The sequence below is a fragment of the Krasilnikovia cinnamomea genome, from assembly GCF_004217545.1.
GTDB classification, from domain to species: Bacteria; Actinomycetota; Actinomycetes; order Mycobacteriales; family Micromonosporaceae; genus Actinoplanes; species Actinoplanes cinnamomeus.
The window spans coordinates 7,102,151-7,115,075 of sequence record NZ_SHKY01000001.1 but is presented as its reverse complement, the minus strand read 5'-3'; the positions used below and the strand labels follow the sequence as shown (position 1 = coordinate 7,115,075).

Below are 12,925 nucleotides of genomic sequence, written 5' to 3'. Positions count from 1 at the left end.
CTGCGCGGCTCAGGCGGCCTCGGCCAGCTGCGGCACGGTGGCGAACTGCGCCGGGGCCGCCTCCGCGATCGGGGCCGGGGTGCTCGGCACGGTCACGCCGCGGTACTGGCGGCGCACGTGCAGGCGGGTGTAGATGGTGAAGGTGTCCCGGATGGTGCGGACGATGGCGCTGCGGCCGACGGTGGAGCCGGCGGTGCGCTGCTCGAGGCGGACGGGGGCGCCGACGAAGTCGCGGATGCCGGCGGCCTTGGCGGCGACGAAGAACTCGAGGTCGAAGGCGAAGCGGCGCTCGCGCAGGCTGGGCAGCAGGCCGGCGAGGACGTCGCGGCGGAAGATCTTGCAGCCGGTCTGGCTGTCCCGGACGCCGAGCAGGAAGAGCAGGGTCACCAGGGTCGAGTAGACGATCGAGATGAGCTTGCGGAAGCCGGTCGCGCCGCTGGTGGACAGGTGGTGGCGCTTGTCGGCGTAGACGCCGGCGGGGTTGCTGGTGCGGGCGACCTGCAGGTACTGCAGCAGGTGGGCGGGGTCGATGTCGCCGTCGGCGTCGATGAAGCCGACCCAGGTCCCGCGGGCGGCGGCGAAGCCGGTGTGCAGCGCGGCGCCCTTGCCCTGGTTGACCGGGTTGGTGATGACCCGTACGCCCGGGATGCCGGTCAGGGTGTGCTCGGAGCCGTCGGTGCTGCCGTCGGAGACCGCGATGACCTCGTAGCCGACGCCGGCGTCCCGCAGGCTGGTGGCGATGCGCTTGACGGTCGGGCGCAGGGCCATGCCGGGGTTGTAGAAGGGGACCACGACGGTGAGTTCGACGCCCGCGTCGGCGGGGCTCCACAGCCGGACCGCGTCGAACACCCGGCCGTTGGGGGCGGTGGTGGCGGCGGCCGGGGCGGTCGCGGCGGTGGCGGCGGAGAACAGCGTCGTCGTCATGCCAGCTACGTCGGCGGGCCACCTCAACGCCAGCTCTAGCCGGTTTCAAGCGAGATGCAAGCTTGGGTCGAGCCATTCCTGACTTGTCAGCTTGAGCCTGATACATGGCATTATTGCGACATGACCCTTGCCCGTTTCCGCAGGTCGGGCCCGCTGCTGATGGCAGCCGGGACGCTGGCCGCGGTGCTGACGCCCGGCGTGGCGCTCGCGGACGGCCCCGGCTACGGCGGCACCGCGGACGCCCTGACGGTGCAGTGGGAGGGTCGTGGGAACAACAACGCCGGGCGGGCGGTGGCCATCTACGCGGTCGGATTCCGCGGCGGCTCGTCGGTCGCCGTACGCGTGGGCTCCGCGCCCGAGCGCAAGGTCACCGCGGACGCGTTCGGCGGGCTGCGGGTGGTCCTGGTCGCCGCGGGCCGCAAGGCCGGCGCCGCGGCCCGCTCCGCGTCCGGCGTCGGCGCCGCGGCCGGCTTCGGATCCGCCGCCATGGTCGGCGCTGTGCCCGGCCCGGCGTCCACCCCCGCGTCCGGTACCGCGTCTGCGGCCGTGGACGCCGCAGCCGTGGAGGCCGCCGTCGGCGCGAAGGTGCCGCCCGGCACGGTGGTCGTGGCCATGGACACCCCGACGGGCGGCGAGCTTTCGTCCGGCACCGTGGTGCAGGCGATCGGTCAGAGCCCGGCGGGCAGCGTACGCACCCTGGTCGGGGCCGTGCCTCCGCCCGCCGCGGGGGGCGGCGTGCACACCCTCGTTCCCTGGAGCGGCTTCGCCGCGGTCCTGGTGGGCATCGGCGTGCTGCTGCGGCGGCGGCTCCGCCCGGCCCGGCCCGCAGCGGCGGGAGACGTACGCCGCCACCGGTACGCACCCCGGCACCGGTAACAGCCCGGCAGAGCACACGAACGAGCCCTGATCCGGCCCGCGAAGCTGCGGGCTGGATCAGGGCTCGTACCGCGTCAGGGGCGCGGCCGCCACGGGAACGGCTGCGTCAGGGAGCGGGCTCGAAGCGGTAGCCGACCCCGCGCAGCGTGCGGATGTAGCGCGGCGACGACGCCGACTCGCCCAGCTTCTTGCGCAGGTTGCCGACGTGCACGTCGATGATGTGGTCATCGCCGTACCAGTTGTCGCCCCACACGTCCTCGAGCAGCTGGTTGCGGGTGAAGGTCCGCCGGGGGCTGGAGGAGAGCAGGTCGAGGATGCCGAACTCGATCTTCGTCAGGTCGAGGATCCGGCCGTCCAGGGTCACCTCGCGCACCACGGGGTCGATGCGCAGCGGGCCGTACTCCCGGCCGGCGGCGGCCTCGGCGGCGGCGCCGCGCGGGCGGCGGCGCATGGCCTGGATCCGGGCGGCCAGCTCGCGCGGCGAGAACGGCTTGGTGACGTAGTCGTCCGCGCCGACCGACAGCCCGACGACCTTGTCCACCTCGTCGGCGCGGCCGGTCACCATCACGATGTACGCGTCGGTGAACTGGCGGATGCGCCGGCACACCTCGATCCCGTCGACGTCGGGCAGGCCGAGGTCGAGGATGGCGAGGTCCGGCTTCTCCCGCTGGGCCAGCTCGACGGCGCGCTCGCCGTCGGAGGCGACCATGACGTCGAAGCCCTCCTTCTCCAGGAGGTGCTGGCAGAGGAGCACGAACTCCGGCGAGTCCTCGATGACGAGTGCGCGGGGCCTGGGCACGTGACCTCCAGTTTCCTCGGGCAGGCAGACGTTACCCATCACTCTTCGACCGGCGGACGGCAAATCGAAGAGATCGGAGCGAACCGATCGCGAACCCGGGCCGGGCACCCCGGCGGCCCGGCCCCGTCAGCCGCCCCCGGCGGCGGCGAAGATCCGTGCGACATTGTCCTCGGCGAAGAACTCCGGTGCCGGGGTCACCCCGGCGTTGACCCGGGCGAACGCGTCCATCGCGGCCTGGTTGCCCTGCATCGCGGCCAGCAGCTGGGCCAGCGGTGGCGGTGGCGGCTCCAGCGCGGCCAGCTGTGCGGTCAGCTCGTACATCGGCAGGACGTGCCGGTCGCGGGCGGTGTGGTAGCCGGCCAGCGCCGAGTCGAAGTCCCGTTCGCCCGCGAGCGCGGCGTGTAGGGCGTCGGCGCACGACTGCGCGTCCCGGAAGGCGTCACTGATGCCCTGGGCGGTGATGAAGTCCCGGTTGTAACCGGCGTCACCCACCAGCGCCCAGCCCGGCCCGTACGGCTTGCGCAGGTAACCGGAGACGCTGGCGCCCACGATGCGCTCCTCCCGCCGGGCCGCGCCGATCCGCTGCGCGAACTCCGGGGCGAGCTCGAACGTCTTGCGCAGGTGCCCTTCGACGTCGCCCCGGTTGGCGGCGAACTCCGCGTACGGCCAGCCGCCGATCACCAGGGTGAGCCCGTCGTTGGTGGGCGCCGCCGCGAAGCCGCGCCCGTCCCGGGCGTACGCCTCGAACCGGCCGTGCATCTCCAGCCCGCTCCAGTACGAGTAGTAGCCCACCGTCATGGGGGCCCGCTCGTGAGAGGCGGGGGCGCCGACCCGCTGCGCCACCAGGGAGTGCTGCCCGTCCGCCCCGACGACCACCCGGGCCCGTTCCTCGACCGGCGCGCCCCCACGGGTGTGCCCGCGCACGCCCGCGACCCGCCCGTCGGCGATGATCAGCTCGTCGACCGTGAACGCGGTGCGGACCTGCGCTCCGGCCGCGGCCGCCGCCTCGACGAGCACCTGGTCGAGGATCCGGCGCCGAGGCGCGTAGGCGACCGGGGACTCGGCCGTGCCGGGCGCCCCGGAGAGCCGGACCGCGCCGAAGTCGAAGGCGTACGTGTCGATCGGCGGGCATCCCGTCGCGGTCACCCGGTCCAGCAGACCCCAGCCGCGCAGCGCCGCGACGCCCGGCGGGTGGATGACGTGGGTGGAGACGGTGTCGCTGGGGAACGTCGACCGGTCGACCAGCAGAACCCGGTGGCCCCGCGCGGCCAGCAGCATCGCCACCGGAGAACCGGCGCACCGCGCCCCGACCACGATCACATCCCAGACGTTGCCCGCCACGTCGCCTCCTTACGGTGAGAACGTCAGCGCGAACAGTAGGCCTTCGCCGGTACGCAAGGGAAGCCAGGTCAGCCCATCGGTCCGCGCGGTTCGTCCGCACGGACGAGCCGCACCGTCCTCAGCGGTCGCCCGCCGACCGGCCAAAGAGGATCTAGGCCGCCACCACCGCGTCGGAACCCGGGCCGGCGCCGCCCGGCGGCCGGCGAGGGCTTGGCGGGCCCGCCACTCGCACGGACCGCGCCCCGATCGGGTGGCGGGGGATGGCGCGAACATCGACGCGAATCCGCGGCTGATCAAGGTAGCGGCGCGGGCGCCGGGGACCGATGATGGGTGTCGTGTCCGGTCGGCATCGACGCCCCTCGCGCCGCCGCGCGCCCGCTTCAGCGGCCGCCGCGGTGGCCGTGCTGGCTGTCGCCGCCGGGCTACGGTTCGTGTTTCCGCTGCTGGCGGGCGGGGGATGCGGCGAGCAGGTCCGGTTGGACGTGGCGGCCGCACCGGACATCGCCCCGGCGGTCCAGGCCGCGGCGCGCGACTGGATCCGTACGGGGGCGGACGGCGCCCGGTGCGTGACCGTCGACGTGCGCGCGGCCGAGTCGGTCGACGTGGCCTCGGCCGTGGGCCGCGAGCAGCGGGCCACGTTCGGTGGGTGGGGCCCGGGTGCCGCCGGGGTCGCGGTCCCGCAGGTCTGGATCGCGGACTCATCGACCTGGCCGGTGCGGCTGCGCGCCGCGGTGCCCGGCTTCACCCTGGCCGAGCAGGGCCGGGTCGCGGTGAGCCCCGTGGTGTTCGCCGCGCCGGAGCCGGTCGCACGCGACCTCGGCTGGTCCGGTGGCGACGTCGGCTACCAGGACCTGACCACGCAACTGACGTCCAGTACGACCCTGCGCGCCGGCACGGTCGAGCCGTCGCGGGACGCGGTGGGCCTGTCCGGACTGCTCGCCCTCGACGCCGCGGCCGGTTCCGCCGGGCCACGGGTGCTGGGCGGGGTGCTGCACGCCCTGGCCGTCGGCCGTTCGGCGCTGCGCGCCAACCTGGTCCAGCAGTTCCCGGTGGCCGACGACCCGGCCACCCTGGCGAGTGGCCTCGGGCTGGCGGCGCTGTCCGAGCGCGACGTGGTCACCTACAACGCGGGCAGCCCGTCGGTGCGGCTGAGCGCGTTGTATCCGCGGCCCGCACCGGCGACGCTGGACTTTCCGTACCTGATCCTGCCGGGCGCCTCGCAGGGGCAGGGCACGGCGGCCCGCGCGTTGTTCCGGGCGCTGGGTGGCGCGACGTTCCGGGACCAGCTGGGTCGGCTCGGGCTGCGCGGGCCGGACGGTGCGGCGCGCGGCTTCACCGCGCCCGACGGCGCGCCGAAGGTGGCCGATCCCGGGGCCGGTCCCGCCCCGGACGCGGCCGCGATCGTCCGTGCGCTGGCGGGCTGGTCCGGCGTGGTCGCGCCGGCGCGGGTGCTGGCGGTGGTGGACGCGTCCGGCAGCATGCGCGCCCCGGACGGCACCGGCCGGGGCACCCGGATGGGTGCGGTGCTGCGGGCCGCGCGCGACGGCCTCACGCTGTTCAGCGACGACTGGCAGGTCGGGCTGTGGCGGTTCGCCGGCACCCGGCCCGGCCATCAGGAACTGGTGCCGATCGGCCCGCTGGCGGCCAACCGTGGCGCGGTCGAGGACGCTCTGGCGGGCATCACCGCGCAGGACGGCGACGCGGGCCTGTACGGCACGATCCTCGACGCGTACCGGACCGTGCAGGACGGCTGGCAGGCGGGCCGGGTCAACTCCGTCGTGGTGCTGACCGACGGGGTGTCGGCGGCCGGTGACCTGGCACTGTCCGACCTGCTGACCCGGTTGCGGTCGGTCAAGGACGACGCCCGTCCGGTGCAGGTCGTGGTGGTGGGGGTCGGCGACCGGGTGGACCGCGCGTTGCTGGACCAGATCACCCGTACGGTCGGTGGCGGTGTCTTCGTCGCGCGCGACCCGGCACAGGTGGGCGACGTGTTCCTGCAGGCCATCTCGTTGCGGGTGGCGGTCGCCCGCTGAGGGCACGCACACACTTCTTTTCCTATCTGCGATGTAGGTATTCTGGATGCCGACAGAGCGGAGACTGTGATGAGGACGCAGGTGCCCGGCCGGATCGGTGGTCGTGGTGACGCGGCGGCGGTTCGCCACCAGTTCGAGCGGGACGCCATCTGGAGCCGGATGGTGGCACCGGGCGACCGGCTCCCGGCGGTCCCGGTGGTGGAGGTCGACCTCGGACCGATCCATCTGGACCGGATGCGCCAGACCGGCCCGGTCGTGCTGGTCTTCTTCCACCACGCCACCTCGGCACCGTGCCTGGCCGCGCTGCGCCGGTACGCGACGACCCTGGCGCCCGCCCTGGACGATCTCGGCGCGCACCTGCTGGCGGTCAGCCCGCAGGAGCGGGGCCGGCTGGAATCCCTCAAGTTCCGGCTCGGCGCGGACATGTTCGTGACCTCCGACCCCCGCCACACCCTCATCGACGCGCTGAACATCGGGTTCACCTCGCCCGCCGCGGCCGGCGTGCTGGGCACCGGCCGTACGGTGCTGCCGTTCCCGGCCGTGGTGGTCGCGGACCGCCGGGGCGTGGTCCGCCTCGTCGACGTGTCCGCCGAACGGACCCCGGCGGCGACGATCACCCAGGCGGTTCGGACCATCCAGGGTGGACCGTCACGTACCGGTGGCCTCTCGCGTATCCGGTGACCGCCGCGACCTGCGCCGCGTGCGTGACGACCGCATGAGGCGTCGCCGACAGCCCGGACCGTCGCCCTTTCGGGCGGGCTTCGACGGGCGCCGCGCCGTTACCGTCCGGGGAGATTCCCCGAACGACTCACGAGGGCGAGAACATGGCGGGCGAACCGGAACTGCATCCCCACACCTCCAGCGAGTGGGTGACCTATCTGCAGCAGCTGCTCAATCACTACGGCGTCTGGTCGGGGCCGGAGGACGGCGACTACGGTGACGAACTGCTCGCCGCGGTTCGCGGCCTGCAGCAGCAGTATCAGCTGACCCCCGCGGACGGGGTGGTCCGTGCCGACCTGTGGGCCCTGCTCGCCGGCGAGTCGAGCTCCGCCCCCACCGACGGCGGCCACCCGGACGGCGGGCACCCCGACGGCGGCCACCCCGACGGCGGCCACCCCGACGGCGGGCCGCACGGCGACAGCCACACCCTGCACGGTACGGGGGCGCACGCCGAGGAGTTCCCGGCGTCGATGATGGCGGGCGGCCTGCCCGCGTTCAAGTACAACCTGCCGAGCGTGCCCATCGCCGAGGTGTCGTTCGACACCGGCAACGCCGCGGTCGACATGCGGCTCTCGCTCATCGGCAGCGTGACCGTCACGTTCGAGCACGCCGCGCAGGGCGTCACCACCACGGTCAACGACCAGACCTGGCGCCTGGCCGCCCAGCAGTCGCTGGACGGCATCACCGAGGGCATCCAGATCCAGGGCGTCGGCGGCGACCGGGTCAGCTTCAGCACGACGTTCGGCAACCAGTTCGAGCAGACCGAGGTGCGGTTCACGCCGCCGAACACGATGTCCTTCCTGGGCAGCTGCCTGATCGGCTACCACGTCGACACCGAGGTCGGACAGGCCACCGTACGCGGCTCGGTCGGCTTCCAGCTCGACGTCACCGTGACACCGCACCCGACGTCCGAGCCCGCCCCGGAGGTCCAGGACGAGCGCGGCTGGTTCGAGGAGTACGCCCCGGTGATCCTGACCGGCACGGTGATCGCGCTGGTGGTGGTCGTGGCGATCGCCGCGGCCCCGGAGACCGGCGGCGGCAGTCTCGAACTGATCCCGCTGGCGGCGGGGGCGCTGTAGCGACCTGTCAGGCCGGCCGGGGCAGCCCGGCCAGCGCCGACACGAGCCGGTCGACGTGTTCGGCCCGGGTGCCCAGACCGAAACTGGCCCGCACCGCGGCCGGGGCCGGGGTGGCGCCCGGGTCGAGCCGCGCGGTGGCCTCGGCCAGCAGGCGCCGGGTCAGCGGGTGCGCGCAGAACAACCCGGTCCGTACGCCGATGCCGTGTCCGCGGCCGAGGGTGGTGGACAGCTCGTCGGGGTCCGCGCCGAGCACGGTGAACGAGACGATCCCGACGCGCGGTGCCGCCGCGTCGAACAGCCGCAGCTCCTCGACGTGTGGCAGGGCGGCCAGCGCGGCGCGGAACCGGGTGACCAGTGCCCGCTCCGCCGGGTGGTCCTGCCCGGCGAGGACCCGGCATGCGGTGGCCAGCGCGACCGCGCCGAGCAGGTTCGGGGTGCCGGCCTCGTGGCGGGCGGGCCCGGTGTGCCAGCGCACCGCGAAGTCGGACCGTACCTCGGCGCTGGCCCCGCCACCGGCCAGGTAGGGCGCGGCGGCGTCGAGCCAGTCGGCGCGCCCGGCCAGCACGCCCGCCCCGAACGGGGCGTACAGCTTGTGGCCCGAGAACGCGAGGTAGTCGGCGCCCAGCTCGGGCAGGCGGGCGGGGGCGTGCGGGGCGAGTTGCGCGGCGTCGACCGCCAGCCGGGCGCCGTGGCGGTGGGCGACCTCGGCGAGCCGGGCCACCGGCCACAGCTCGCCGGTGACGTTGCCCGCCGCCGTGACGGCCACCAGCACGGGACCGTGCAGCCGGGACAGTGCGGCGTCGAGCGCGGCGACCGCCTCGGCCGGTGTGCCCGGGGCGGGCAGCCGTACCGGGTGGCGCCACGGCAGCAGGTTGGCGTGGTGCTCGGCGTCGAAGGTGACCACCGTCGTGCCCGGCGGCAGCGCGTGCGCCAGCAGGTTGAGCGCGTCGGTGGTGTTGCGGGTGAACACGACGTGGTCGTCGGGGCCGCAGCCGACGTACTCGGCGACGGACTCGCGGGCCTGGTCGTACTCGCGGGTGCAGCGCTGGGCGAGGGCTCCGGCGCCACGGTGCACGCTGCCGTAGAACGGCAGCAGGTCCGCGACGGCCTCGGCGACCGGGGTGAGACAGGGGGCGGTGGCCGCCACGTCGAGGTTGGCGAACTCGACGCTGCGGCCGTCGGGGAGTTTGACCTCGCCGGGACTGAGGACAGTGAGCACGGGGTGACCTTCCGCTCGCAGCCGGTGTGCTCCGCCACTGTGCGACAGGACCGCCCAGGAAGTCAATTATCCCTATAGCCTAGGTATGGAATGTTCACCTCGGTCCAGCACGTCGTCGGCGGGGCAGCGCCCGCGCAGCACGTACCGTTCGAGGTACCCGGCCACCGCGTCGCGCAGCGGCCGGGCGACGCCGTGGCGGGCCAGCGCCGCGTACGCCGCGAGGAAGCACTGGCGCGCCGCGACGGCCAGCGCCGGGTCGGTCAGCGCCGCGCGGGCCGCCCGGCTCCACAAGCCCGGCGTGCCGGCCAGCGGCGCGGTGGCGGCGAGGGCCGCGTCCCCGGCACCCGGGTCGTCGACCAGCGCGGCGATCACCGCCAGCGGGACGCGCCAGCCGTCGCCGGGCTGCCGGTCGGCCACGTCGATCTCCAGGTGCCCCCGGGCGGCCACCGGCGGCCGTACGGTGCGCAGGTGGCGCTCAAGGTCGCGAAGGGTAGGTGCCGCCGTGCCGCCGGTGCGCAGCCAGTCCCGGAAGCTCGGCGGCGTCGACCCGGCACCGGCCACCGGCGCGTCGAGGACCACGGCGGCCCAGTCCGCGCCGGGATCGCTCGCCCGCGCCGCCGCGCCGGACCGACGCGACCCCGCCGCGCCCGGTCCGGGTGTTCCGGACAGGCGTGCTCCACCCACGCCGCCCCCGGCCGGGTGCCGCAGGGCCAGGCGGGTGCTGCGCCACCCGGTCGGGCGGCCACGCCGCAGCGGCGAGTTGGCGAACGCCGCGGCCAGGACCGGGGCGACCGCCTGCGCCACCTGCCAGCGGCGGGCGGTCCCGCCCGGCCCGGCGTCCTCGGTGCCGGCCTCCAGCGCCACCCGCACCCCGGCGGTCGCGTACGCCTGCGGGGCGCCCGGTGTGGCGTCGGCGGCGGTGTCCAGGACGCCGAGTCCGTGGCCGGTCACCAGGGCCCGGGCGGAATCGAGGTCCTGGGCCATGCGTTCGGCGCAGCTCTCGATGCCGGGGGAGGGCGGGCCGCTGGCCACCAGGACGCGGGCCGAGCGGGCGGTCAGGTAGCCGTGGCGCATCCGGGGGCGGGCGGCCAGCGACTCCACCAGGGGCTGTGGCAGGCCGGGGCGCTCCAGCAGCAGCTCGACCGTGAGGCCGAGCAGTCCCGGGGCGGCCGGGGTGAACGCGGTCGCGGCGAGGTGCTCCTCGGCGGCGGCCTCGGTCAGCGTGATCACGGGGGTCTCCTGCTCGACGTGGGAGTAACGATCCTATCCCGCCGATGGGATTTGTGGGTAGGGCGTCGCGTCGCCCTTGACGGACCGTCCACATACCGGGACGCTGCCTAGAGAACCGATAGGAGAAGAGGTGGGAGTGATGGCGGTCGGGGTGGCGGTGGTGGAGACGTCCTCGCTGGGGGACCGGAGCTACCTGGTGCACGACGGCGACGCGGCGGTCGTGGTCGACCCGCAGCGCGACATCGACCGTGTGCTGGCCCTGGCCGGACGCCTCGGCGTCACGATCACCCACGTCGCCGAGACCCACCTGCACAACGACTACGTCTCGGGCGGGCTCGCGCTGGCCCGCCTCACCGGCGCGGACTACCTGGTGGCCGCAGCCGAGCGGGTGGCCTTCGACCGCATCCCCGTCGCCGACGGCGACGAGATCACGATCAGCGACGAGCTGCGGCTGCGCGTCGTGGCCACCCCCGGGCACACCTTCCACCACGTGTCCTACGTGGTGCTCGGCGACGGCGCCCCGGTCGCCGCCTGCACCGGCGGCTCGCTGCTGTACGGCACCACCGGCCGCACCGACCTGCTCGGCGCCGAGCACGCCCGCACCCTGGCCGCACACCAGCACGCCTCCGCCCGGAAGCTGGCCGACCAGCTCCCCGCGTACGCCGCGCTCTGGCCCACGCACGGGTTCGGCAGCTTCTGCTCGGCCTCCGCCCCCGACGCGGACACCTCCACGATCGGCCGTGAGCGCGACGTCAACCCCGCGCTGCTGCTGGGCGCCGAGCAGTTCGTCGCGCAACTGCTGGCCGGCCTGGGGGAGTACCCCGCCTACTACGCGCACATGGGGCTGCGCAACGCGGCCGGCCCCACCCCGATCGACCTCGGCCGTCCGGCCGGCGCCGGGGCGCGGGAACTGCACGAACGGGTCGCGGCCGGCGAGTGGGTGGTCGACCTGCGGACCCGCAAGGCGTTCGCGTACCGGCACCTGGCCGGCACGCTGAGCTTCGGCCTCGACGGGCCGCTGGCCACCTGGCTGGGGTGGCTGCTGCCGCACGGCGCCCCGCTGACCCTGCTCGGTGAGTCGGCGGCGCAGGTCACCGCGGCCCAGCGGGAACTCGCCCGGATCGGCATCGACCGGCCCGCCGCCGCGGCCACCGGCGCCCCGGAGGACTGGGCCGGTGGCCACGAGCTGCGCCTCGCGACGCTGGCCACGGCCACCTTCGCCGACCTGGCCGCCGCGTACCCGGGGCTCGGCGGGCGGGTGATCGACGTCCGCCGGCGCCAGGAGTGGGCGGACGGGCACATCGACGGCGCGGTGCACGTACCGTTGCCCGAGCTCGCCGACCGGCTGGCCGAACTGCCCGACGGCGCCCTGTGGGTGCACTGCGCGGCCGGTTACCGGGCCGCCGCCGCGGCGAGCCTGCTGGCCCGAGCCGGGCGCCGCGTCGTGCACGTGGACGACACCTGGGCCAACGCGGCGGCCACGGGCCTGCCCCTGGTAGATCAGGACCTCCGGACGGGTCCACCGATCACCGCAGGTGACTGAGGCTCTTGCTCAGGGACGATGCGCTACTGAAGGTCCGGCTCGTCCGACGACAGCGACAACGTGCTCCGGTACGCACCGCTTGGTGCCTGCCCCGCAGGTTTGTCGATCGGTTTGGATTCCGCTGGCCAAAATCGAACGGCGCGGTAGGGAATCCGTCCTGGCCGGGTCGTTCCCACTCGACTGTGACGGCTTGACCGGCGCCGAATGCGAAGTATCCGGGCACCGCGGCGGCACTGAAGTGCGCCCAGCACCGTCCTGGGGTTTCGTTTGAGTCGATGACACCCCCACCCTCATTCTGGTGCCACTCCCGAATGATGCCGACCACACTCATGGTGGCGACGCTACTGCGTCGCTCAGTCGCCGAGGAACTCCTCCAGGACCGTGGCCAACCGTACGGGTGTCTCGTACATCGCGTAGTGGCCCGCGTCCGGCAGCACCTCGAGGCGGGCGTTCGGGTAGTGCGCCAGCCAGGTCGGCTTCATCGCGGCCTCGCCCAGGGCGGGGTCGTGCGCGCCGACGACCGCCAGCGCGGGCACCGGGTTGCCCTGGATCTCACCGGTGAAGTCGGTGCGCGCCCACGCCGGCAGGTACGCCCGGAACGCCTCCACCGTGGACCCGGCCAGCGAGGCCTCCACCATGGTGTCGAGCCAGTGCCCGGACAGCCGGTTGCCCGTGGTCAGGTCGATGATGGCCCGCCGGTTGCCGGGATCGTCGGCGGCGCCGCTGAACAGCGTCCAGCCCTGCTCGTCGAAGGGCACCCCACCGGCCGGTACGGGGCTAATCCCCACCAGCCGCCGTACCCGCCCGGGCGCGTCGGCCAGCACCCGCTGGGCCGCGCTGCCGCCCATCGAGTGCCCGAGGACCGAGAACCGGTCCCAGCCCAGTTCGTCAGCCAGGGCGAGGGCGTCGCGGCTGATCTCGGCGATGCTGAAGTCACCGGCGGTGTCGCGGCGCTCGCCGTAGCCGCGGTAGTCGAGGAAGGCGTACGTGAATCGCGCGGGGTCGACCAGATCCGGCAGTGCGCCCCAGCCCCGGGCCGAACCGAACCATCCGTGCAGGGCCAGCACCCGGTGCGGCCCGCCACCCACAATCGTCGTCATGCCGGGCATTCTGCTGCATCGCCGTCACCGGGAGAACCCGTACGGTGACGTGTCGCGTGGG

General features: G+C 74.5%; 11 protein-coding genes. 5 read left to right on the top strand and 6 right to left on the bottom strand.

All coding sequences use genetic code 11. The features are described 5' to 3' along the window. Positions 1-9: 9 nt before the first annotated feature. Entirely contained in the window at positions 10-924 is a 915-nt protein-coding gene (locus EV385_RS31455) for a glycosyltransferase family 2 protein (RefSeq protein ID WP_130512736.1), read from the bottom strand. 120 nt (positions 925-1,044) lie between these two features. Here EV385_RS31455 and EV385_RS31450 point away from each other — a divergent pair, with 120 nt between their 5' ends. Continuing rightward, the gene (locus EV385_RS31450; protein ID WP_130512735.1) at positions 1,045-1,800 is read left to right on the top strand and encodes a hypothetical protein; all 756 of its coding nucleotides are present in this window, start codon (positions 1,045-1,047) and stop codon (positions 1,798-1,800) included. A gap of 106 nt (positions 1,801-1,906) precedes the next feature. Here EV385_RS31450 and EV385_RS31445 read toward each other — a convergent pair whose 3' ends face one another. Continuing rightward, positions 1,907-2,599 (bottom strand): response regulator transcription factor, encoded by a 693-nt coding sequence (locus tag EV385_RS31445; RefSeq protein ID WP_130512734.1) that lies wholly within the window; start codon positions 2,597-2,599, stop codon positions 1,907-1,909. Positions 2,600-2,725: 126 nt separating this feature from the next. Then, positions 2,726-3,940 (bottom strand): NAD(P)/FAD-dependent oxidoreductase, encoded by a 1,215-nt coding sequence (locus tag EV385_RS31440; protein WP_130512733.1) that lies wholly within the window; start codon positions 3,938-3,940, stop codon positions 2,726-2,728. 395 nt (positions 3,941-4,335) lie between these two features. Here EV385_RS31440 and EV385_RS31435 point away from each other — a divergent pair, with 395 nt between their 5' ends. The 3 genes from EV385_RS31435 (at position 4,336) to EV385_RS34140 (ending at position 7,772) form a co-directional block, all read left to right on the top strand. Continuing rightward, positions 4,336-5,973, top strand: coding sequence for a VWA domain-containing protein (locus EV385_RS31435; protein ID WP_130512732.1), 1,638 nt, complete (start codon positions 4,336-4,338; stop codon positions 5,971-5,973). Positions 5,974-6,042: 69 nt separating this feature from the next. Continuing rightward, the gene (locus EV385_RS31430; RefSeq protein ID WP_130512731.1) at positions 6,043-6,654 is read left to right on the top strand and encodes a redoxin domain-containing protein; all 612 of its coding nucleotides are present in this window, start codon (positions 6,043-6,045) and stop codon (positions 6,652-6,654) included. Positions 6,655-6,797: 143 nt separating this feature from the next. After that, positions 6,798-7,772: a peptidoglycan-binding domain-containing protein gene (locus EV385_RS34140; RefSeq protein ID WP_165449668.1), complete on the top strand. Its 975-nt coding sequence runs from the start codon at positions 6,798-6,800 to the stop codon at positions 7,770-7,772. Positions 7,773-7,779: 7 nt separating this feature from the next. On the opposite strand, the gene EV385_RS31420 is transcribed toward EV385_RS34140, so the two are convergent. Together EV385_RS31420 and EV385_RS31415 are read right to left on the bottom strand one after the other, a co-directional pair. Beyond that, the gene (locus EV385_RS31420) at positions 7,780-8,991 is read right to left on the bottom strand and encodes an aminotransferase class V-fold PLP-dependent enzyme (protein WP_130512730.1); all 1,212 of its coding nucleotides are present in this window, start codon (positions 8,989-8,991) and stop codon (positions 7,780-7,782) included. A 72-nt stretch (positions 8,992-9,063) separates the two neighbouring features. Beyond that, complete coding sequence (locus EV385_RS31415) at positions 9,064-10,221, bottom strand: glutamate-cysteine ligase family protein (RefSeq protein ID WP_130512729.1); 1,158 nt, start codon at positions 10,219-10,221, stop codon at positions 9,064-9,066. 139 nt (positions 10,222-10,360) lie between these two features. Between EV385_RS31415 and EV385_RS31410 the strand changes: the two genes are divergently transcribed. Next, positions 10,361-11,764: an MBL fold metallo-hydrolase gene (locus tag EV385_RS31410; RefSeq protein ID WP_130512728.1), complete on the top strand. Its 1,404-nt coding sequence runs from the start codon at positions 10,361-10,363 to the stop codon at positions 11,762-11,764. Between the two features lie 353 nt (positions 11,765-12,117). Here the strand turns inward: EV385_RS31410 and EV385_RS31400 are convergent, their stop codons facing one another. Beyond that, positions 12,118-12,864 carry an alpha/beta fold hydrolase gene (locus EV385_RS31400; protein WP_130512727.1) on the bottom strand — a complete coding sequence of 249 codons (747 nt, stop codon included), beginning with the start codon at positions 12,862-12,864 and terminating at the stop codon, positions 12,118-12,120. Between the last annotated feature and the right edge of the window lie 61 nt (positions 12,865-12,925).